The sequence below is a fragment of the Paenibacillus sp. FSL P2-0322 genome (assembly GCF_037975315.1).
Lineage (GTDB): Bacteria > Bacillota > Bacilli > Paenibacillales > Paenibacillaceae > Paenibacillus > Paenibacillus polymyxa_B.
Map to the genome: position 1 here is coordinate 2942670 of NZ_CP150243.1, position 21806 is coordinate 2964475.

Consider the following 21806-nt stretch of genomic DNA (forward strand, 5'->3'; position numbering starts at 1 on the left):
GGCAAATAAGTCTTGAACGTTCTTGAAGTGAATATCGCTAAGAACGCTCGATATTTTTTCTATGGATAAACGGTCCTGTTTTTGAACCCAGTAATGAATAATGCCTGTTATACCAGAGAGCAAATATTCAAGCAAAATCTCGAATCGTTCCAGGGTAGAATTTAGCTACTTTAGAGAAACTAACCATTCGTGAAGTGGAGAATTTTTTATCTTTTTTGGAGTATCAACTCGACAATACTAAGCTAACCATTAACCGTAAATTGTCCTCACTAAAATCCTTATTTGATTACTTACAGAATAAAGCTGAAATAAGTGACCTAGAGCCATATATCCAGCGCAATGTTATGGCCAAAATGGATTTAAATGTAGTTAAAGAAAGCCAAGAGACGATTGCCAATCGTATTGATGGGAAAATTCTCAGAGAAGACGATTTTGAGTCGTTTAGGTTATTTGTAGCCCATGATTACGGAAAGATTAATAAAGAGAATAAACATATTTTCAATTTCCATCAATTTAATCGTGAACGAGATACAGCCATTGTTTCCCTCATTTTAGGATCCGGTCTTAGGCTCTGTGAGGTTGCAGGCATTAACCTTGAAGATCTGGATATGAATAAAGCTTTAGTAAGTGTTATCCGTAAAGGTAATAAAGAACAATATGTGTATTTCAGCAAGCAAGCTTTACTGGATTTAGAAAATTATCTGCAGATCAGAGAATCAAAATATAAACCAGAGAAAACTGAAAGCTTTTTGTTTATTGCTGCTCTATAGGTCGTAAAGGAAAAAGCCGACGCTTAACTCAGCGATCTATAGAGAAACTGATCGGAAAATACGCTACAGCTTTTGGAAAGCCAGCTTTAACCGTGCACTCTCTGAGGCATTCATTTGCAACGCGTTATCATTTAGAAAACAATGATGTGCCTAGATTGAAAAACCAATTAGGACATTCCTCAATACAAACGACTATGATTTATACTCATTTAACTGATGAAGAAATGAGGAAAGCAGTTAATAATATGGATAAGTAATAAAGCTTCGTCATGTAATCACACAAACTTTGTCCCTTTCGAGGAGAATGACACAAAGTTTACCCTGTTCAAGGGGGAATGACACAAAGCTTCTCTATAGCGACTTAGTACCAGCTGTCATTGAGTGAAATAGGGGATAAACTTGTTGTCAATGTACAATTCTTTAGCACGTAAGAATCAAAATGAATATCGCTTTTTATTTGTGCAATCCAATGGAAGTCAATTACAAGATACCACTAAACTTGTTGAAAAAGAAAATATCAAGCCCTCTATAGATTCAACTTATACGTTTGGGGACATTAACAAAGCGTTGATTAAAGTGTCGACGGGTCACTCCCAAGGCAAAGTTGTTGTGACCTTCTAAATAATAATCGAGTCCCGCTTCATCCGGCATTTTGGCCATTGCAAAATAGCTGTAACCCGCTCAGCCGCTTCGATCCTTCGCTTGTGCTGTTCCGCAATCAATTCGCCCAGCGAATAAATGTTTTCCATCCATATTTGACATTTTGGGCAGCCTTTCTTTTAGTTAATTAATAGAGCAGGAACAGCGGTACGAAAGGCAGGATACCGAGAATAATAATCGTCGTCGTTTCTAAGGCCGCCTTTTACCCGAATATGAGTCATGATACTGTAATACCCAAAAGGAGTGCGCCGACTGCGGCAAAGCCGCTTTTCCAGAATCCCGCGTCTGTTAATTCTACAGAAACATGGCTGCCAATAATCCTTGTATAATCCATATTGTAATTGTCATTTTTTCTCCTTATTTATTAAAAACAATCGGCATTTTTTTGTATATAGGCAGATTTACAAACAAAATCGTACAAGCATTTCGCAACGTTTTCCCGAGATACATTCATGCCTGACTTCGTATCACCGAACGAAATTCCATAGCTCTTGCCGTCTTGTTTGATATTCGGATTGATAATGCGTACGACAGTCCATTCTATGTTTGATTTGTGAACGGTCTTCTTTTGCTTTCACGGTAGGCGTCCCCAGTGTGACAAAACGTTTTTTATTTAAAGCCTGCATGGTTTGAATGATGGTTTCATGAGCCCGGGGATCGACAAATCCTTCACTTTTCTGGATTTATCCTGCGCCGGTCCAAGCGCGCTGATCACGGCGTCTGAATTTGTAAACGTATCTTTCATTTTGCGGTGGTCATCCAGGCTACCGACAACCACTTGTAAATTCGGGTGATTTTCAGGCAGAGCATCCGCTCTTCTTACATAAGCCACTACCTGGTCGCCGTGTGTTAAAGCTTCTTTTACGACCAACTTTCCTATAGCGCCGCTGGCGCCAAAAATTGTAATTATCATAACGTAGCCTCGTCTTTCATACATCTATTATTTCTACAACACTTGTTGTATAGTTATATTGTAAGTACTGGTAGCTACTGTTCAACCGATAAAATTACGTTTTTATCGGATATACGACATATGCAGTGAAATGTCTAAAAAGTGGAGGTGAGATGAGATGACGGAAAACAGGCTCGATCCACGTTTTGTACGTACACGCAGATTAATTATGGATGCATTTCTTCTCCTCTCAACGAAAAAGGATTTTAAGAATATCAGTATTAAAGACATTACATCAGAAGCAACGATCAACCGTGCCACCTTTTACTATCATTTTATGGATAAATACGATCTGCTCGAAAAAACACTGGAAGAACATCTAATGACGAACGTAATGAGAGAAATTTCAATACATGACCAGCTCAATGAAACGACGCTTGCCAGTGTATTTATGTCGGTTACTCAATTTCAATCTTCGCTGGCTTCCCAATGTCGAAAAAGCTTTGAATCATTTACTTCTGTAATAGAAGCGATAATTAAGAAAGAACTTGAGCAAGTATTTTTCGAGATGATGATGAATCAGAATGCAGGAGTCCGTGAGGAATCCGTTCGAATTGCATCTGTAATGTTAAGCTGGAGCATTTACGGGGCGGCCGTTAACTGGCAATATAACGATACAAGGCCAACTGAAGAATATATCCAATTGGTGATACCTTATCTTTCTCAAGGGCTGAAATTTTTTATTGAGGAAGGTGTACGTTAGTTGTTCAATCAGACAAAGTAACGCTCTCTCTAAGAGAGATCTTCTTATGCCGAACAGTCTTTATTAAAGGGGAACTTAATCTAGGGACATATAGTCAACAAACAGGTCATTATGCTAACTGGGTACGTTAGTTAATAAAGCAGCGGCAGTCTAGTAGTCTTGTTCTACAACAGTGCAACAGGGGTTCCGTTCATCACGACCTACACGCGGCTAGAGGTGATCCACTGGCAGATTTGTATGAGTAAATAGCCGCCGAAGAAAAGGCCCAAGCTACATACCAGTGGCTGATTGACAAGACGGATGATGTGGATCTGTAAGACAGCCTCAAGTTTCTGCGGGAGCGGGAGATTGTGCATGCGCTGCGGTTTAAGGAGTCGGTGCAGATTATTATTGAATATACGGGAAAGAAAAAGGTATATATTCTTTAGCAGAACGAATTGAGAATATTTAAAGCTTATTATCAGTTCCAATTCAGTTTAAATAACCAATAATAACTAAACAGAGAAAAGGTGTGTTCATATGAGTACAGCAAATCGCGGAATCCACATTGGTCCTCCCCGTTTTAAAATAGCCGTTCATTCTGTCGTATGGCTAGCAAAAAGTAACAGCGTTTTATCTAGTGCAATGATTGCGAGTCAAGTTAAATCGCATGCTACATTCATGAGAAGAGTCATGCAGTCTTTAACCATTGCAGGTATCGTGGAGTCAAAAGGTGGACGTGAGGGGGGCTACATTTTACGAAAAGCTCCCAGTCTAATTACTTTAGGTGATATTTATTATGCAGTAAATACGGATATATCAGAATCTGATTTTGATATCGATTGTGGAGATGCCGCTAAACAGCTTGATCTTGAATTGGAAAAAATTCTGTATGAAACTGAACAGCACACTATAAAATATTTGAGTCAGTTTACAATCGATGATGTCGCTAACCGTATAGATTTACTTTAATTAGTAAAAAAAATAAAAAAACAGGCATAAATTTGTAATGTGCTGTTTCAAAGATGCATCTCAAAAGCTTTAACCAATGATGCTGCCTTAGTGGTTAAGAGTTAAAGATGTCGCCATATTGGCGACTTTTTATTTTCTTGCTGGATTTTGTTATAACAGTACACTGATCGCTCATCCCCACAATTGCGCATACTTGCAACTATTGTATATAGAGAACAGCACTGGTATGGTAATACCTGTTAAAGTATTAAAGGATACTACCAGAATAGACCCGTTCCCAATATCTTTTAGATAGTCATATAAATTTTGATGGTAAGTTCAATCAATAGACGAAAGTAAGTTATTTAAAACCCTAGTTGTAAGAAAAATGTTTAAAAGTATACCTTCTCATCGATCACGGTTAGTCATCTATAGATGTATTCAGATGATAGATATATATGGTTACGAATACTGTGAAAGGGCTCCCCCTCAAAACGCCATTGCTCCTACTGACCAAACAATCAGGTGTCACTCCTGTACTACAACGTTATAAAGCATATTTTGTAACCTAACATTCGTACAGAAATAGAACTTGAGATTAAGGAATAAATGAATTATAATGTGCTCATCGCAGTTGCATTTAAAAGTTTTAAATGTGCTTAAAAAAGGCACAATATGAAATGGACTGAGATAAATATCTTACTATAAGGGAGAAATTACTATGTCCAATGTACTTTTTATTAAAGCGAATGATCGTCCAGCAGATCAAGCAGTAAGTGTTCAGATGTATGAGACTTTTCTCAAGACTTATAAAGATACCCATTCGTCTGATGTAATTACTGAACTTGATTTGTTCGTAGAGAACCTTCCTACTTATGGGAATACTGTGATCACAGGCATCTATAAATTAAGTCAAGGTTATGAACTTACGGCAGAAGAGTTGGAAGCCACAACAACGTCCAATCGTTATCTGGATCAATTCCTTGCCGCAGATAAAGTAGTCATTGCCTTTCCACTCTGGAACACCATGGCACCTGCACCGTTGGTCAACTACATCGCTCATATCTCCCAGGTTGGCAAAACATTTAAATTTACTGCTGAAGGTCCTGTTGGTCTTGCCGGTGATAAAAAAATCGCATTGCTAAGCGCACGTGGAGGAATGTACTCGATAGAGCCGATGGCATCCTTCGAATCAGCGGTTAAACCAGTGAAGATGAATCTTGGCCTTTTCGGAATTCAAACTACCGATGTTATTATTGAAGGACATAATCAGTACAAGGATCGTGCAGAAGTGATTGTAAAAGAAGGACTTCAAGAAGTGGCCAAAGTAGCATCAACGTTCTAAGACACTTTCCAGGAAGGCTTTACCTGTTTGGCACCAGCGGCTCTATTGGGCAAATGTTGATACGGCAAGCACTTGAGAAATGTGCTCTTGTAAGGCCTATATACGCAAATCTGCAAGCCTATTCTAGAAGATAAGAAATATAATTTTGCAAACACTATTTAAACGTAAAGGCAGCCGATTATCGGCTGCCTTTACAAATTTAACGTGATCTCTTCGATAAATTGGCAAATGGGACTAAAGAAACGGTCGGCATGTAACTTTTAATAACGCTATTCGTGTCTTTCGGAGGAAATTTAGGATTAACCACTAAAACAAGAAGGATAGAGATGAATATGAACAGATGTAGAGGACAAGGACGTATATCTAATGGAATCCACACTGGCGCTTCAGCCCGGCAGGGAAGATAAAAAGCTTTTATAAAGGCCGTGGGCATTTGTAATCATGAAAAGGGCAAGCTCGAGAGCAAATCATTTTTCTGACGGATGTACTGGAGAGAACGCTTGAGTAAGCGTAGGCATATTTCCGGAACAAAAATTGATACAGATTTTAACCGTTCTCTCTAATGATAATTTTCATCACAAGCCTTGTTTTTTAGATCCGCATACAACTGACAATAGAGCTTCATTAAAGCGAAGACATTCTTTAGGAAGCATGAAAACAGTCAGCAAAAAAAGCGTTTCAAACATAATTGAAACGTTTCCATCTTAGTGTTATTATAATTTTCATAAAGAGAGATAGGGGGAGGGAGATGCCAAGTATTAAAGATGTAGCTAACATAGCTGGCGTAGCTGTGGGAACGGTGTCCCGCGTTATTAACAACTCGGGCTCTGTAAAACCAGAAACACGCAGGAAAGTGGAGAAAGCTATACAAGAACTGAATTATTTTCCTAATGAAGTCGCTCGAAATTTCAAGATGAGGAAATCCAAGATGGTAGCCTTGCTGCTTCCAAGTATCTGGCATCCTTTTTTTTCTGAACTGGCTTATTACATTGAGGATGAGTTGGATAGGGAAGGCTTTAAGCTCATGTTATGTAATAGCGGCGGCAAGCCCGAAAAGGAACTATATTATCTGGATATGCTACGGCAAAACAAAGTGGCTGGTATTGTCGGCATTACTTACAATGATATAGAGAATAGCGTAAGCAATGACATTCCGATTGTAAGTATTGATAGGCACTTCAACAAAAAAATTACCTGTGTGACCTCCGATAATTATGAGGGAGGGCGTCTGGCTTTGAGGGAGCTTGTTAAAGCGGGAGCCCAGAAACCGGCTTTTATGGGGAGCGTCACTTCCGTTTTCAGTGAAACCATGAATCGGAGAAAAGGTTTCATTCATGAAGCGCAAACATTGGGAGTCGAATATGTAATCTACGAGAAGCCCGACCCTATAGTGGACGACGATGCCTATTTTAACGAGTTCCTAAATGAGCACCGCGATGTGGACGGCATTTTTGCTATTACCGATATGTTAGCCGCCAGCTATATAGAAAGAGCACGCAGGGAGGGCATTCGCGTTCCAGAGGATGTAAAGGTTATCGGCTACGACGGGATTCAGGATCATCCTTATTTTCATCCGATATTGTCTACAATCAGGCAGCCAGTGGAGGAGATGGCACGTATGACAATCAGATTACTTTATAAGAAAATCGAAGGTGAAACTTTAGATCAGCAAGTGTATCGTCTCCCCGTTGTCTTCAAGCAAGGCGAAACTACATGATTTTATTGAAAAATATTAGCCTCATTCTTTCGATTCATAGTGTGGATCTACTAACTGACGTTTTTCTTACAGCAAATTGGAAACGTTTCAAAAGTGAAAACATCCTAGTTCAAGAAAGGGGGTGTAATGGTGAATTCAAGAACTAGCGAGTCGGATCAAGCTTTCCTGAGACGTTGCCTGTCTTGCTGCATCGCCACTATCTTTAACCATTCAAACTTCAAACTTTTTTCTTTTGGCAGAAGAAAGATATCTTAGTTCTTCCCGATATTTCGCCACGGTTCTGCGTGATAAATGCAAACCTTCCTTTCCCAGCAGGGTAGTAATAGCCTGATCCGATAACGGTTTTTGCTTGTCCTCATCATCTATCAAATTTTTGATACGCTTTTTTGCACTCTCCGATGAAGCAGCATCTCCGTCCGCTGACGTCAAGGAGGAAGTAAAGAAGAATTTGAGTTCGAACAATCCGCGAGGCGTCTGTATAAATTTATTACTGACCGCCCTGCTGACCGTGGATTCGTGTAAGCCCGTCTTTTCGGCAATCTCCTTTTGGGTGATTGGTTTGAGGAAAGACACGCCATGCTCAAAAAAATCCTGCTGCTTTTCCACAATGGCCTTGGCAACCCGTAGAAGGGTCAGCCGACGTTGCTTCAGGCTATTGATCAGCCATTTTGCCGTATTCATCTTCTCATGGATAAAAAGTTTGGTTTCACTATTCGGTAGATCCCGCATCATTTGCTGGTAAAAAGGGTTGATCTCAACCCGCGGCGCACTAATGTCATTAATCAGGACAAGATATTCGCCGTTGGCTTTTTCGACCGTGATATCTGCTATGATGTATTGCTGCTCTTTATGAGCAAATGCTGCGCCCGGGCATGGATTTAGCTTGCGAATTCGATCGGCCATCTGTATAACCTCTCGCCTACCGATTTCAAGAGCATCCGCAATTTTTTGTATCCGATTGTTTGCCAGATCAGCCAGATGGTTGCTTACCATTCTGACTATGCATTCATCATCCATGCCAGCAAGCTGGAGCTGGAGAAGAAGACACTCTTCCAAGCTGTAAGAGGCGATCCCCGGTGGATCAAAACTCTGTATCACCAAGAGCATATCCTCAATTTCGGCTATGGGAACGTCCACTAGTGAGGCGACTGTTGGAACATCAAGTTCTAAATATCCCATTTCGTTCAAATTGCCAATGAGGTACCGTGCCACCATACGCTGTGAATTTGTAAGCCCACATACCAGTCCAAGCTGCCTGTTCAGGTGTTCAAACAGGGTATCATTCGGATTGGGGACAAAGTCCAGAAATGTAACGGGGGTTGCTCGCTGGACCGATGGATATTTTTCTCCGCCACGATAATGTTCAATCAGCTCTCCCTGATCTTTCTGTGAAAACTGCTCTGCTTCTTCTTTGATACCGCCAATGGACATATTAAACTCCGGCAAATCAATGACTGGATTATTGTTCGCCTGTTCATGCAGAAAGGATATTAAATCAGCCGAAGAATATTGCAAGATCGTGATTGCTTGTCGCAATTCGGGCGTCATAACCAGCTTGAATCCTTGTTCCTGTTGTAATCCATATCGTATCATTGACTTATTCAAACTCCTTTTCCATACATTTCCGGCACAAATTCACAGTCAGTCATTTATGAAAGATCTACTTCTCTATGCCTATGCAATTCTCCTGCCTAGATGTTAACGTTACCGAGTAATTTTATCTGATAGAAACGATTCAAAACAAGCCAAAGCTTGTCGTAATAAGTAACAGTTATTATGTGTGTTGTATTTTTGGTTATATACACTATCTTTCTTGTATACTCATTCATTGAATAACAAAATACACTGGAGCTGGAGGAATCATTTATGGAAACTTATAAAATTGTCTGCATTGATATTGACGGGACGCTGCTTAACTCGGCGCATCAAATCACGGAAGCAACCAAAGAAACCATTCTCCAGGTTATAAATGATAAGCAGATTCCAGTGGTTCTTGTCTCTGCGCGAATGCCAAAAGCAATTATTCCATTGCAGAAGCATCTTGGTATTTCGGAGCCTCTCATATGCTACAGTGGGGCACTTGTTATAGATAAACACGGGAACAAGCTGAACACCCGTTATATAGATAAGCAAATGACACAGCGTTTGCTTGACAGCCTGGCTGCCTATGATCTTCACGTAAGCCTGTATAAGGATGATGAGTGGTATATTGAGCAATTGGATGCATGGGCGCTTCAAGAACGTGACATCACCAATATCGAGCCTCGCATTTATAGTTTTTCTAAGCTTACCAATGGTTGGAGGGAAGAGACTGATGGAACCAGTAAAATTTTGTGCATGGGTGATCCCGAAGAGATCAGACGCGTCCTTCAAGTATTGCGACCCGTATACGGCGAAGAAGTAAATCTCTACTTATCCAAGCCTACTTATCTGGAAATCATGTCAAAAAAGGCTTTCAAAACCGCAGCCATTCAAATTCTGCTAAAAGAGTACCAACTGAAACAAAGCGATTGTCTGGCTATTGGTGACAACTACAATGATATCGACATGCTGGCCTTTGCGGGACTTGGCATTGCCATGGAAAATGCTCCCCTTGAGGTCAAAGCTGTTGCCAACACCGTTACTCTCTCGAATGACGAGGATGGAGTAGCTCATGCGCTGAAAAACCATATTCTGTTCCCTAAATAAGCAGGTTGAAATCAATTTCCAATGACTGATTCAGGCTGGAGGAATACAGGTGAAAAGAATAGATAAGATTTTAGAGTATATTGCCGAAAGCACCAAGAAAATTTCCAAAGAGGCTTTATTTGCGGGGGAAGGGATTACGGCTGCGGAAATTGCTGATGATCAAAAGATGTTGAGAAACAATGTGAGCAAAGAGTTGAATAATCTGCTGCGTGACGATCTAATCCTTAAAATCAAAGGAAGACCGGTCAGATTTCTGCACAAGCAGATTATCGAGGACACCTTTCGGGTTCAGCTGAAAGAGAAACAAATTGAGGTCAAAAGCATCAAAGAGGTATTGCTGCCTGACGAACAGGTCGATCCGTTCCATGCCTTGATCGGTTTCAGGGGCAGCATGCGTAACCAGGTTGAGCAGGGGAAGGCAGCGATTCTGTATCCTCCTAGAGGTCTGCATACCCTGATAGTCGGGCAGACGGGTGTTGGAAAAACTATGTTTGCCAGGTTGATGTACCATTATGGCAAGTATATGAAGCGGTTTTCAGAGCATGCGCCATTTATCGTTTTTAACTGCGCTGATTATTTCAATAACCCCCACTTGCTACTTTCCCACATCTTTGGTCACGTTAAAGGGGCGTTTACAGGCGCTGATCATGAAAAAGCAGGGCTGGTGGAGAAAGCTGACGGAGGCATCCTGTTTTTGGATGAGATTCACCGTTTACCCCCGGAAGGCCAGGAAATGATTTTCTATTTCATGGATACTCACACCTATAACAAATTGGGCGAAACGGATCGAAAAAGAGATGCGAGTGTGTTATTGATTGGAGCTACGACGGAGGATCCCGGATCATCCATGCTAAAAACCTTCATTAGGCGCATACCCATCACAATCAATATCCCTTCCCTTCAGGAACGTGCTATTGAGGAGCAAATGCTGATTTTGAAGCATTTGTTTGCTAACGAGTCCAATAGGGTAAACAAGCCGATTAGGATTGAACCAGAGGTAGTAAGAGCACTGATCGGCAGCGTCACCTACGGCAATATCGGCCAGTTAAAGTCGAACATCCAACTGGTATGCGCTAAAGGTTTTTTAAACAGCATACATGAAAACAAAGAAGAAATAGGACTTGATTTTAAAAACCTGCCGGGAAATATCCGAGATGGTTTGTTTAATATTGATAAAACGCAATATAAGATGAAGGAAATCGGATGTATTTCCTCGTGCCTATACATTACTCCTGAAGGAAGAAAAGCTTTGGATGAAGAGGTTGTTTCCGAGCTGCCGTTTAACCTTTACAAACTAATTGAAGACAAGATTGGCATGCTGAAGGAAGAAGGGCTAGACGACGCCTACATCCACAGATTTATTGCTACGGATGTCAATATCCATATTAAAAGCTTTTATAACCGTTTTTATAACACCAAGGGGAGCAGGGAACGAATTCTGAAAATTGTGGACAAAGACATCCTTGAATTCTCCGAGCAGATTAAGGAAATGGCCAAAAAGGAACTAAACCGAATTTACAGCGAGAGATTCGTGTATGCTTTCAGTCTTCATTTAAGCGCCTTTTTCAAGCGCACCAGAGAGAAAAAATACGGTGATGCACGAATCTATGAACCGATGAATGAACATGATGAAGAGTACAGACTGGCCCAGACTATCAAAAGTTTGATCGAGTCTAAGTTTGGTGTACATGTACCGGAGGCCGAAATAACTTATATGGCGATTCTTCTGAAATCTGTTGAGGAAGAACGACAGGGTAGTGTGGGAATTATTGTGGCAGCACACGGTACCAGTACAGCGAGCAGCATCGTCGGCGTCGTAGACAGCTTGCTGGGCAGTTCTAATCTTTGCGCTGTTGATATGCCTCTCGATGTCAGTCCTAGGGAAATTTTGGAGCTTATTATCGATAAAGTAAAGAGCATTGACCGTGGTAGAGGCGTGTTGCTGCTGGTTGATATGGGCTCTTTGCTCAATCTTGAAGAAACTATTATGGAACGTGTTGGAATCAATGTAAAGACTATTGATATGGTTTCAACTCCGCTCACGCTGGAGGCTGTCCGAAAGGCCAGTGTTTTTGACATGGGGATAGAGGAAATATACCAATCGCTAAAGGATTTCAGGGGATATAACAATAGCAGTGCCGCAGTGAAAGTAGTGCATAAGGCAATTGTGACGGTTTGCTCCTCCGGCAAAGGTGCAGCGGTCAAATTGAAAGAGTTTGTAGAGAAAATTGTCTGCGATTTGACGGATGAGGAAATACTTGTTGTCCCGGCAAACGTAAGGGAGTTGGATAAAGTGGTCCAGGATATGCGGTCTAAGCGAACAATTCTTGCTGTGATTGGAGTAAAACGGCCAAGCGAGCCGGAAATCCCGTTTATTCCTTTGGAAAAGCTGATTGAAGCAAGCGGTGAGCAGACATTGAGAGAGCTACTGCTGAATAACAAACAGATCCCTGCTGTGGATCAAAGTGTAGTCGTCAGGGAGTTATGCGAGGAAAGTCTGAAAGAATTTATGACTTATTTGAATCCCCACAAAATTCTGGGAATGGTGATGAGATTTGTGCAAGAGCTGGAACTTGGATTAGAAGTCAAATTTGATTATGCAACAAAAGTCCAAATTTCTACTCACACAGCTTATGCGCTGGAACGTATGGTTATTCGCGATGGACTTGTTTATCAGGGGGAAGTGAAACAGCTCGACCAGCACATATTCGAGGTGGTAAACCGTTCATGCAGCATATTTGTTTCTGGTATGAATCTTACTCTTTCTGATGACGAAAAATATTATATTTGCGAAATGTTGAGCGAAGTATATAACTTTATTCCACAGTAATGGCCAAAGAGTATAAAACGCTTTCATATGTGTATGAAAGCAGTGGAGATTGATAAATAATGATCTGTTCAGACTGGAAAAAACCTCCGACGCAACGGGGTTTTTTTTGTTGTTTACAAAATTCCCTCTGATCTATACAGAAGTTTGGCACAGAACTTGCATCATAGATATATGTGGAGAGAAACAAAGGGGGTGAGACAGATGATCGGTGTAATTGTTGGGACACACGGGAAATTTTCTGAAGAAATACTGAGGTCAACAGAAATGGTTTTCGGCCAATTGGATAATGTGGCAGGTGTTACGTTTGAACCAGGTGAAAGTGTCAGCGGACTTGTAGAGAAATATAAGGCTGCGTTGGCATCGCTGGATTGGACGGACGGTGTTATCTTCCTTGTTGATCTATTCGGCGGCAGTCCTTATAATGCTGCCAGCCGAATTGCAGTTAACCATGAAAAAATGGATATTGTGACAGGAGTAAACCTGCCAATGATCGTTGACCTTCTTGCAAACAGAGGGATTGAACAAGTAGAGAATTTGGTAAATCTAGCGATACATGCGGGGCACGATTCCATGATGTCTTTTCGTGCCATTCGAAACAGTCAATTAGAGGAGGAATTATAGAATGGAAATTGCATTAGTTCGTATTGATGACCGTCTGATTCACGGTCAGGTGGCGACCGTTTGGGTGAAAGAAGCGAAGTGCAACAAGATCATCGCGGTTAGCGATGAAGTCGCAGCGGATACATTACGCAAAACCTTATTGCTTCAGGTGTCGCCGCCTGGAATTAAGGCGTATGTCGTAACGATTAACAAAGCGATAGAGGCTTATAATAACCCCAAATACAGTGATTTTAAAACATTGTTCCTCTTTACCAACCCTACGGATGTACTGCGGGTTGTAGAAGGGGGAGTACCCATCCGCTCGGTGAATGTTGGAGGAATGTGTTTTAAGGAAGGAAAGACACAGATTACCGGGGCGGTATCCGTAAACCAACAGGATGTAGATGCATTTCGTAAGCTGCATGAAAGAGGCATTGAGCTGGAAATCAGAAAAGTAGCCAGTGATCCGAAAATCAACTTGATTACCAAACTGCAGGATTTGTGATCGTAAATACCAGGCGGCAACTAGAGAGGAGTTATAGAAATGACTGTTTTTCAAATTGTGATGATAACACTGGTAGCGGCCATATGTGGCATGGGTAGCGTTCTAGATGAAGGGCAAACCCATCGTCCTCTGATTGCGTGTACGTTGATTGGCCTTGTCCTTGGCGATCTCAAAACTGGCATTATACTTGGCGGTACTCTGGAATTAATGGCTTTGGGATGGATGAATGTAGGAGCATCCATGGCACCAGACGCTGCTCTAGCCAGTGTGGTTTCAACCATTTTGGTTATCGTCGGCCATCAATCGATCGGCGCCGGAATTGCCGTTGCGATTCCAATTGCAGCCGCCGGACAAGTGCTTACCATTTTTGTCAGGACGATTACTGTCTTCTTCCAGCATTTAGCTGATAAGTATGCGGAATCTGCAAATTTCAAAGGAATTGAGCTATGTCACTTTATTGCCTTACTTTTGCAAGGTCTGCGCGTTGCTTTGCCCGCTGTTTTGGTGGCAGTTGCCGCAGAAACGGGCCTGGTGACTGCTATGCTTAACGCAATTCCGGAGGTAATCACAAGAGGACTACAAATTGCGGGCGGCTTTATCGTAGTCGTAGGGTATGCGATGGTCATTAATATGATGGCAGCCAAATACCTGATGCCATTCTTCTTTCTGGGCTTTGTCATTGCAGCTTTTACCAGCATTAATCTGGTTGGTTTTGGGGTCATTGGCGCGGTTCTGGCTCTGCTTTACATCCAGCTGAGCCCAAAATACAACCAGCGTAATGAGAAGATGGAAGAAATTGAAGAGTTATAGTAACTACCTGAAGGGAGAGGAGAGCACTATGAAAGAAAAGAAGCTGACTAAAAGTGATTTAAATAAGATGTTTGTCCGTTCATGCTTCCTGTTAGGCTCGTTCAATTTTGAGCGAATGCAGTCGATCGGTTTCTGTGTCACCTTGATCCCTGCGATTAAGCGGCTGTACAGCAAGAAAGAAGATCAAAAAGAGGCATTGAAAAGACATCTGGAATTTTTCAACACTCAACCGTTTATCTCGGCGCCTATTATGGGTGTAACGGCTGCGATGGAAGAGCAGAAAGCAAGCGGCCAGCCGATTGACAATGCCACCATAAGTGGAGTCAAAGTCGGTTTAATGGGACCCCTTGCGGGAGTGGGTGACCCCATTTACTGGGGGACTTTACGCCCGGTTCTGGCTGCACTCGGAGCCTCAATCGCCTTATCCGGCAGCCTTGTCGGACCGGTTCTTTTCTTCCTTCTCTTTAACACCGCACGCTTGGCAACGAAATGGTACGGTCTGAAATACGGTTATCACAAAGGTACGGAGATTGTCTCCGATATGTCTGGAAACCGGTTGCAAAAACTCACGGAGTCAGCCTCCATACTGGGGCTTTTCGTTATGGGCGCACTTGTTTCCAAATGGACCACCCTGAATGTGCCGCTGGTGGTATCAAGATATGTGGGAACGGATGGAAAAGAGGTTATTACGACCGTTCAGATGATTTTGGATCAATTGATGCCCGGACTTTTACCACTATTATTGACCTTTTTATGCATGAGGCTACTGAAAAAGAAAGTGAACGCAATTGCTCTGATTTTTGCTTTATTCGCAGTAGGCATTATTGGGTACGCATTTGGGGTTTTGGCTTAAAACGTGCCGGTCAGGGAGTCATCCTTGGCCGGACTTTGTCGGATTTTTGTGACCAAAACAGCGTAAACATAAGAAATTGAGTTATAGAGATAAATGTAAACGCTTTATTTGTGGTATTAAGAATAACACTAGGTGTTCAAAATATTAAAATAGGATGTGAACGATGGTGAAGAGGAAGTTAAGTATGCTGCTTATTTGCTTTATGGTATTTAGTTTACCGTTAACTCCCGCCTTTGCAGCGGATCTTGGTTATTACGATGAAACTTACCGTAATCAGATTCATTTTTCGCCTGAGGCTAACTGGATGAACGACCCGAATGGAATGGTTTATTATAAGGGTGAATATCATCTTTTTTACCAGTATCATCCTTATGGGACGAAATGGGGACCGATGCATTGGGGGCATGCGGTGAGCAAAGACCTTATTCATTGGAAACATTTACCGATTGCGTTATATCCAGATGAAAACGGTCAGATTTTCTCGGGAAGTGCTGTGATCGATTGGAACAATACAGCAGGGTTCGGAAAAGAAGCGATGGTTGCGATCTTCACTCATTCCGGGGATAACGGCCAGGTTCAAAGCATTGCGTACAGCTTAGATAGAGGCAGAACCTGGACCAAGTATGAAGGAAATCCGGTAATGCCGGATCCCCCGATATCGGATTGGCGAGACCCTAAAGTATTCTGGCATGAAGACTCCAGACAATGGGTGATGTCTTTGGCCGCAGCGAATAAAGTAATGTTGTATACTTCCCCCAATTTAAAACAGTGGACCTATGCAAGCGAATTTGGTGAAGATAACGGAATACAGGCCAACAGTGTGGATACCACTTCGTACGCTATGTCTTCACAGGAAGGCGGTTCATTCACCTATGAGGGAGATATTACCCTTAATAAAAAGAATGGCAGGGAAGGCTCAGGAGGTCTGGTTTTTCGTGCTGACAAGAATGCGAAAAACGGTTATGTCGTCAGCCTGGATGCCAAAAATGATGTCGTTACTTTAAATAAGAATGTCGATGGATCGAATACAGAAATTGCTAGCAAGTCTTTAACCCTGGGAACCTCATCAACTTACAACGTGCAGGTAGACGTATATGGTCATGACATTCAGGTGTTTATAGATAATCAGTCTGTAATTAAAGAAACGGATACTGAATTTGATTATGGTTATTACGGTCTGACCGCCTGGAATTCAACAGCTTCCTTCCGAAATGTGAATTTCAAGAACACCTCTAACTTTGCAACCAATCTATCTAATTGGACAGCTGTAACCGGCCGGTGGGAAGATACCATGGAGGGGAAAAGCGGTACATCTGCAGATGATGCTTTTATCATAAGTGGTAAGACTGGGGACAACTTTATATATAATGCGATTATAGATTTGTCAGAGGGAGGAGATGAAACAGGATCACTTGTTTTCCGGACGGATGCTGATGCGAAAAATGGATATATGGCGAGTATCGATGCTTTAAACGATAAAGTGAAAATTGTGAAAATGGAAGACGGGAATAAAACGGTTCTGGCTGAAACCACAGTAACGCTGGATACTTATCAAAGCCATGATTTAAAAGTGAGCACATTTGGAACAAATATAAAGATGTATCTGGACGGAAATCTCATTCATGATATCGATGATGCAACCTTCCTGTCCGGCCATTTTGGATTACATCTTTTGCACTCTTCTGCGATATTTCAGGATGTTCAACTGGGTAGAAATATCATGACCGATGAGAAAGAAATCATCAATCATGATTTTGAAACAGGCGATTTAACCGGATGGACGGTGACCCAGGGTGATACTTTTTCGAATGATCATGTATCCAGTGAAGCGACTTATTGGGGTGGACCCTTCGGACATGAGGGGAATTATCACTTGTGGGGATATTCCAAGCTTCACGAGGGAGATGAAGCAACGGGTGAACTGCATTCCTCCTATTTTAAATTAAGCGGATCCGGAGAAATCAATCTGTTACTAGGAGCAGGCGATGATGGCGACAATACCTATGTATCATTGGTCAGAGCAGCCGACGATCAAGAATTGATCCGCCAGGCCAATATAAAATTTAATGAAGAAAAATATTCAAAATACGTATGGGACGCGTCCAAATATATTGGTGAAGTATTATATATCAAGGTAGTAGACCATGCCAAAGATGGTTACGGTCATATAAATGTTGATGATGTTAATGTTTATAATGAAGGGACCATATCGGATAAAGTTGACCAGGTTGCAAAAGAGCCGGAGAAAACAGATATGAAACAAAGCGGTCTCCTCACAGATTGGTCCGCTGTTTCTGGACAGTGGATTCCTTCCACAAACGGCAGCATCGGAGGAGTATGGGAATGTCCTACGTTAGTCGAATTGCCGGTTGATGGCGATCCTTCAAAAAGAAAGTGGGTCCTACAGGTAAGTATAAATGATGGTGCTCCGGCAGGCGGATCGGGCATGCAGTATTTTGTAGGCAGCTTTGACGGTAAAACGTTTAAAAATGAAAATACTTCCGATAAAGTGTTATGGACTGACTATGGCGCTGATTTTTATGCTGCTGTGGATTGGAGTGGAGTAGAAGGGAAGAAGGGTGAGAAATATTGGCTCGGCTGGATGAGTAATTGGAAGTATGCCAACGATACACCCACCTCAACGTGGAGAAGTTCAACAACACTGCCGCGGAAGATGGAGCTCACTCAAACCACAAAGGGTCTACGTTTAAAACAAACCCCTATTTCGCTAAAAAGCATTCGTGACAGAGGGGATCGTATATCGTATACCAATAAAATGATATCGGGTAACAGCCATCTTCTTTCTAATTTATCAGAAGATACATTTGAACTGATCGCTTTGTTTGATGTATCGGATACTAAGGCAACAGAATTTGGCTTCAAGATCCGTGAAGGAGGTGAGCAATATACTACTGTCGGTTACGATGTCTACAACGAACAATTATTTGTAGACCGGACTCATTCAGGAGATTTCGATTACGGAAGTAGTGTAGTTGCCAAGCATGAGGGACCATTACAGGCAAAAAACGGCACGGTTAAATTGCAGGTAATTGTTGATAGATCAGCTGTAGAGGTGTTCGGTAATGATGGTACGACCGTGATTACCGATCAGATATTCGCGGATTCTGCAAGCAAAGGATTAAAAATTTATAGTAAGGGCGGAAATGTGAAGCTGAAATCTTTGGACCTATATCCTCTAAAGAGTGTATGGAAAGAAAAGAACTCTTCTTTTAAATCAAACTTATCAGGTTGGACCATCGTTAACGGGAACTGGGCGGACACCATTCATGGAAAACAGGGACAGAGTAAGGGAGATGCTTTCATAGTATCAAAAGTGACCGGCAGGAATTTTGTATATGAAGCCAATATAAACGTGCCAGATACAGATTCCCACCCCGGTAATTCTGAAAAAGATTTGATAGATAACTCCATTGGAGCAGGTTCATTGGTTTTTCGTTCTGACTTAACTGCAAAGAATTCGTATGCAGCAAATGTTGATATAAAAAATAATATTGTAAAATTAATTAAATTTGTTGATGGAACCGGATATGAAATTGCGACATATAACAATGATGGAAAACTGGATTTACAGCCAAATACAGATTATCATCTCAAAGTAGAAGCGCAAGGCGACATCACTAAGGTTTATTTGAACAATAAATTAGTTATAGACACAAAAGATCAAACTTATAAAGAAGGAAACTTTGGTCTCAATGTATGGGATACAACGGCTTTTTTTAATGAAGTTAAAGTGAAACTAAAACATAAAGATGAATGATTAAAGTTGGTTAAATAATGACATTTGTATCTCTATGAGTTTAGTTTGTGTCGCCGCGCAGCAGCGACACAAACTTTTTTTACATCGACACAAAGTTTCCAATCAAAACTACCCTTATAAAATCCAAGCTTAAGCAGGGAATTTACAGAAGCGGTTATGATTGAAGACGATACCTTCTATATATGGGTTGAAGAATACATAAGAAGACATTCGATATTTTTGATGAAATCCAAGTATGTAATGTTGGTATCGGAACTGGAGATTGAAGTGTTCCCTGAATATCCGTTTTTCATCAGCAAAGTCAGAAAATAATCAGGCTAAGTGTAAATTGACTTAATGCAACCACTCTATTTGTATAGGCTTGGTTTCCAATTTTTGGTACTTCGCGAATAATTTTTTCTTTCATTTGCGATATAAAAGTTTTCATTTTCATCGACCAAGCTTTTCGTCATTCATTGGAAGGTGCCCTGATCAGCAGCATCTTTCCAATGAACGACGGATCACTACATAAAAAAGTGTCCAGCAACCTTAGAGATCGTCGGACACCTTTTGCAGTTCTTACGCTTCATTCCTTGATTCAACCTTGCGCTACGAAACGATTAACTTCTTCCAACGACGGCAAGGCTGCAATCGCTCCAACTTTAGTGCACACGATGGCGCCAACTTGATTGGCAAGTGTCACAAATTCCTGCTGCTGCTTCGCGTTAGAGGTAAATGCCTTAGGCTGACTCAACTGGCTGATTTGATACAGCATTGCTCCGACGAAGGCGTCTCCGGCACCAGTAGAGTCGATCGATTTAACAGCGATACTGCCGATTAACGAACGGGAGGCACCACTTGAGATGAGGGTTCCTTCTTTTCCTAAGGTAACTGCCACCGTCTTGGCTCCCAACCCATGCAAAAGATCCAATGAAGCATCGCGGTCAGCCAGCCCTGTAATGATGTTTAATTCCTCTTCGCTTACCTTTACCAAATCCGCATTGTGTATTCCTCTTCTGGACAGTGTGATAAATTCCTCCTGCCTGTCTTTCCAGAGGTCTCCCCGGTAATTGGGATCAAAGGAGGTGAATTGCCCATTGGCCTTCGCTCCATCCAATAAAGACAAATACGCTTCTCGGAAAGGATCGGCGAGCAAGGCCGTTGCCGAGCCAAAATGCAGAATGGCAGCCTGCCGGGTCCATTCTCTATTAATGTCCTGCAGAGACAGTTGACGGTCAGCTCCGCGGTTGAACACGAAATCCCGTTCGCCGTTAGCGGCAAGGGAAACAAAGGCCAGTGTAGTCGGCGTTGCCGGATCAAAAAGGAGCATGGACGTATCCACATGCTGCTCATCCAGAGTTTGCTTCAGGTACATGCCAAAGGGATCGGCTCCGACTTTTCCCAAGAATGACGCTTTTCCTCCGAGTTTGGCTACGGCTGCGCTTACATTTGCCGGAGCACCGCCGGCCTGCTTGGAGAAATGCTGACCCTTGGCAAGATTGACATCAATATCCGTGCAGAAAAAATCAATAAGCAGCTCGCCCACACAAAGAACCGTTCCGTCATTTTTCACATTAATTCACCTCTTGGTAGATTTAGTTTAGAACAGGCGTCGAGTCCCGGTATACGATATCCGTTGCAACATGAGTCACTCGGTATGGCATGGTATTGTCTTTGATTCTGGACAATAACATTTCGGCTGAAATAATACCCATCTGACTACTATAAATATGCACGGTTGTAAGATGAGGCTCGACAACCCGGGATTCCGAAGCATCATCGAACCCGCAGACAGCAACATCTTCCGGAACTTTAATCCCTTTGTTTTTCAAAGATTTGATCACGCTGATGGCAATGAAATCATTGGCACAAATAAAGATGGAGGGACACTCCCTCAGGGCATCCAACTGCTGTTCCATCCAGTTCTCCTCTATAAAGAAGTTGCGGTCAGGCGCTACAATGCTATGAGCAGGATCTACGGCGATTCCTGCTTCAGCTAAGGCCTTATTAAATCCGGTCCAGCGTTCATTGAAGCTTTTGCAGTGATTGTAATCGCCTACAAAACCGAAGCTTTCATAGCCATGATTAATTAATTTCCGGGTAACACAGTATGTGCTGTGTTCATTTTCCATTAATACCAGATCCGCCTTCAATTCTGGATACATCATATCCGCAGCGCAATCAATAAAAATGGTTGGGATGCAAAGATCTGTGATCATCTTGCTGTATTCCTTGCTGAACATTTCGATGCAGAAGATGCCAGCCACATTCGAAGATTCGAAATTGCCGGGCAGGGTCATCGAATTGATATCGTTCTCACGGACAAAATAAATGGATAATGTATAGCCCTGGTTGCTGATTTCCTTCTCCAGCCCGCTGATCAGTAGCGATCCAAAGTGTGAACTATTGGGAAGATTACAGGTCAAAAGTGCGATATTGCCCTGTTTTTCAGAGGCTGTTTCCATATAAGAAAATTGTTTGTATTTAAGCTCCACTGCCTTTTTGATCACCTTGTCCCTCGTTACGGCAGGAATATTCTCTACTCCATTAAGCGCCTTGGATGCAGTGTTTCTAGAAATCCCCAAGGCATCAGCGATATCTTGTATCGTAACCTTTGACTTTCTCGTCATTTTGTTCACCTTATTCTCCGAATTAAGATTCTCCATATTTCTAAATATATAGTATT

Annotated in this window: 17 protein-coding genes and 2 pseudogenes; 14 read left to right on the forward strand and 5 right to left on the reverse strand. The window is 41.9% G+C overall.

Annotated features, from left to right (window positions below):
- Window positions 1-161 precede the first annotated feature (161 nt).
- Together xerS and MKY24_RS12865 are read left to right on the forward strand one after the other, a co-directional pair.
- Window positions 162-1027 (forward strand): annotated as a pseudogene (xerS, locus tag MKY24_RS12860) (tyrosine recombinase XerS); the annotation flags it as partial.
- A gap of 151 nt (window positions 1028-1178) precedes the next feature.
- Window positions 1179-1391, forward strand: coding sequence for a zinc-binding dehydrogenase (locus tag MKY24_RS12865; protein WP_023988655.1), 213 nt, complete (start codon window positions 1179-1181; stop codon window positions 1389-1391).
- Here MKY24_RS12865 and MKY24_RS12870 read toward each other — a convergent pair.
- On the reverse strand, window positions 1388-1519 hold the full coding sequence (locus MKY24_RS12870; protein WP_256026521.1) for a hypothetical protein: 132 nt from the start codon (window positions 1517-1519) through the stop codon (window positions 1388-1390). The genes MKY24_RS12865 and MKY24_RS12870 overlap by 4 nt on opposite strands.
- Window positions 1520-2043: 524 nt before the next feature.
- Window positions 2044-2343 (reverse strand): NAD(P)H-binding protein, encoded by a 300-nt coding sequence (locus MKY24_RS12875; RefSeq protein WP_023988657.1) that lies wholly within the window; start codon window positions 2341-2343, stop codon window positions 2044-2046.
- A gap of 157 nt (window positions 2344-2500) precedes the next feature.
- Here MKY24_RS12875 and MKY24_RS12880 point away from each other — a divergent pair, with 157 nt between their 5' ends.
- From MKY24_RS12880 to MKY24_RS12900, 5 genes and pseudogenes are all read left to right on the forward strand, one after another.
- Complete coding sequence (locus MKY24_RS12880; protein ID WP_071558721.1) at window positions 2501-3085, forward strand: TetR/AcrR family transcriptional regulator; 585 nt, start codon at window positions 2501-2503, stop codon at window positions 3083-3085.
- A gap of 159 nt (window positions 3086-3244) precedes the next feature.
- Window positions 3245-3513 (forward strand): annotated as a pseudogene (locus tag MKY24_RS12885) (manganese catalase family protein); the annotation flags it as partial.
- A gap of 91 nt (window positions 3514-3604) precedes the next feature.
- Window positions 3605-4036: an Rrf2 family transcriptional regulator gene (locus tag MKY24_RS12890; protein ID WP_023988659.1), complete on the forward strand. Its 432-nt coding sequence runs from the start codon at window positions 3605-3607 to the stop codon at window positions 4034-4036.
- A 673-nt stretch (window positions 4037-4709) separates the two neighbouring features.
- Entirely contained in the window at window positions 4710-5360 is a 651-nt protein-coding gene (locus MKY24_RS12895) for an FMN-dependent NADH-azoreductase (RefSeq protein ID WP_305953850.1), read from the forward strand.
- A 748-nt stretch (window positions 5361-6108) separates the two neighbouring features.
- Window positions 6109-7077, forward strand: coding sequence for a LacI family DNA-binding transcriptional regulator (locus MKY24_RS12900; protein WP_339202210.1), 969 nt, complete (start codon window positions 6109-6111; stop codon window positions 7075-7077).
- A gap of 210 nt (window positions 7078-7287) precedes the next feature.
- On the opposite strand, the gene rpoN is transcribed toward MKY24_RS12900, so the two are convergent.
- Window positions 7288-8670 carry an RNA polymerase factor sigma-54 gene (gene rpoN / locus MKY24_RS12905; protein WP_068938407.1) on the reverse strand — a complete coding sequence of 461 codons (1383 nt, stop codon included), beginning with the start codon at window positions 8668-8670 and terminating at the stop codon, window positions 7288-7290.
- A 273-nt stretch (window positions 8671-8943) separates the two neighbouring features.
- On the opposite strand from rpoN, the gene MKY24_RS12910 reads away from it, so the two are divergent.
- The 7 genes from MKY24_RS12910 to MKY24_RS12940 all read left to right on the forward strand — a co-directional run bounded on the left by MKY24_RS12910 (window position 8944) and on the right by MKY24_RS12940 (window position 19141).
- Window positions 8944-9765 (forward strand): Cof-type HAD-IIB family hydrolase, encoded by an 822-nt coding sequence (locus MKY24_RS12910; protein ID WP_339202213.1) that lies wholly within the window; start codon window positions 8944-8946, stop codon window positions 9763-9765.
- A 49-nt stretch (window positions 9766-9814) separates the two neighbouring features.
- Entirely contained in the window at window positions 9815-12595 is a 2781-nt protein-coding gene (locus tag MKY24_RS12915; protein ID WP_339202215.1) for a sigma 54-interacting transcriptional regulator, read from the forward strand.
- A 201-nt stretch (window positions 12596-12796) separates the two neighbouring features.
- Window positions 12797-13216, forward strand: coding sequence for a mannose/fructose/sorbose PTS transporter subunit IIA (locus tag MKY24_RS12920; protein WP_013309476.1), 420 nt, complete (start codon window positions 12797-12799; stop codon window positions 13214-13216).
- A gap of 1 nt (window position 13217) precedes the next feature.
- Window positions 13218-13700, forward strand: a complete 483-nt coding sequence (locus tag MKY24_RS12925) for a mannose/fructose/sorbose PTS transporter subunit IIB (RefSeq protein ID WP_023988665.1) — start codon at window positions 13218-13220, stop codon at window positions 13698-13700.
- Between the two features lie 39 nt (window positions 13701-13739).
- Window positions 13740-14510, forward strand: coding sequence for a PTS mannose/fructose/sorbose transporter subunit IIC (locus MKY24_RS12930; RefSeq protein WP_339202218.1), 771 nt, complete (start codon window positions 13740-13742; stop codon window positions 14508-14510).
- A 28-nt stretch (window positions 14511-14538) separates the two neighbouring features.
- A complete protein-coding gene (gene manZ / locus MKY24_RS12935) occupies window positions 14539-15363 on the forward strand; it encodes a PTS mannose transporter subunit IID (protein ID WP_013309479.1) in 825 nt (274 codons plus the stop codon).
- Window positions 15364-15526: 163 nt separating this feature from the next.
- Window positions 15527-19141 (forward strand): GH32 C-terminal domain-containing protein, encoded by a 3615-nt coding sequence (locus MKY24_RS12940; protein WP_339202221.1) that lies wholly within the window; start codon window positions 15527-15529, stop codon window positions 19139-19141.
- Window positions 19142-19718: 577 nt separating this feature from the next.
- Here MKY24_RS12940 and MKY24_RS12945 read toward each other — a convergent pair.
- Together MKY24_RS12945 and MKY24_RS12950 are read right to left on the reverse strand one after the other, a co-directional pair.
- Window positions 19719-20693 (reverse strand): carbohydrate kinase, encoded by a 975-nt coding sequence (locus MKY24_RS12945; protein ID WP_023988671.1) that lies wholly within the window; start codon window positions 20691-20693, stop codon window positions 19719-19721.
- A 22-nt stretch (window positions 20694-20715) separates the two neighbouring features.
- Window positions 20716-21750, reverse strand: coding sequence for a LacI family DNA-binding transcriptional regulator (locus MKY24_RS12950; protein ID WP_339202223.1), 1035 nt, complete (start codon window positions 21748-21750; stop codon window positions 20716-20718).
- Between the last annotated feature and the right edge of the window lie 56 nt (window positions 21751-21806).

Bases quoted from the DNA above. Each gene is read 5' to 3' on its own strand.
- MKY24_RS12910 (WP_339202213.1), top strand. From the start codon at position 8,944: ATGGAAACTTATAAAATTGTCTGCATTGATATTGACGGGACGCTGCTT.
- MKY24_RS12940 (WP_339202221.1), top strand. From the start codon at position 15,527: ATGGTGAAGAGGAAGTTAAGTATGCTGCTTATTTGCTTTATGGTATTT.
- MKY24_RS12890 (WP_023988659.1), top strand. From the start codon at position 3,605: ATGAGTACAGCAAATCGCGGAATCCACATTGGTCCTCCCCGTTTTAAA.
- MKY24_RS12880 (WP_071558721.1), top strand. From the start codon at position 2,501: ATGACGGAAAACAGGCTCGATCCACGTTTTGTACGTACACGCAGATTA.
- MKY24_RS12870 (WP_256026521.1), bottom strand. From the start codon at position 1,519: ATGGAAAACATTTATTCGCTGGGCGAATTGATTGCGGAACAGCACAAG.
- MKY24_RS12925 (WP_023988665.1), top strand. From the start codon at position 13,218: ATGGAAATTGCATTAGTTCGTATTGATGACCGTCTGATTCACGGTCAG.
- MKY24_RS12950 (WP_339202223.1), bottom strand. From the start codon at position 21,750: ATGACGAGAAAGTCAAAGGTTACGATACAAGATATCGCTGATGCCTTG.
- manZ (WP_013309479.1), top strand. From the start codon at position 14,539: ATGAAAGAAAAGAAGCTGACTAAAAGTGATTTAAATAAGATGTTTGTC.
- MKY24_RS12920 (WP_013309476.1), top strand. From the start codon at position 12,797: ATGATCGGTGTAATTGTTGGGACACACGGGAAATTTTCTGAAGAAATA.
- MKY24_RS12900 (WP_339202210.1), top strand. From the start codon at position 6,109: ATGCCAAGTATTAAAGATGTAGCTAACATAGCTGGCGTAGCTGTGGGA.
- MKY24_RS12875 (WP_023988657.1), bottom strand. From the start codon at position 2,343: ATGATAATTACAATTTTTGGCGCCAGCGGCGCTATAGGAAAGTTGGTC.
- MKY24_RS12930 (WP_339202218.1), top strand. From the start codon at position 13,740: ATGACTGTTTTTCAAATTGTGATGATAACACTGGTAGCGGCCATATGT.
- MKY24_RS12865 (WP_023988655.1), top strand. From the start codon at position 1,179: ATGTACAATTCTTTAGCACGTAAGAATCAAAATGAATATCGCTTTTTA.
- rpoN (WP_068938407.1), bottom strand. From the start codon at position 8,670: ATGATACGATATGGATTACAACAGGAACAAGGATTCAAGCTGGTTATG.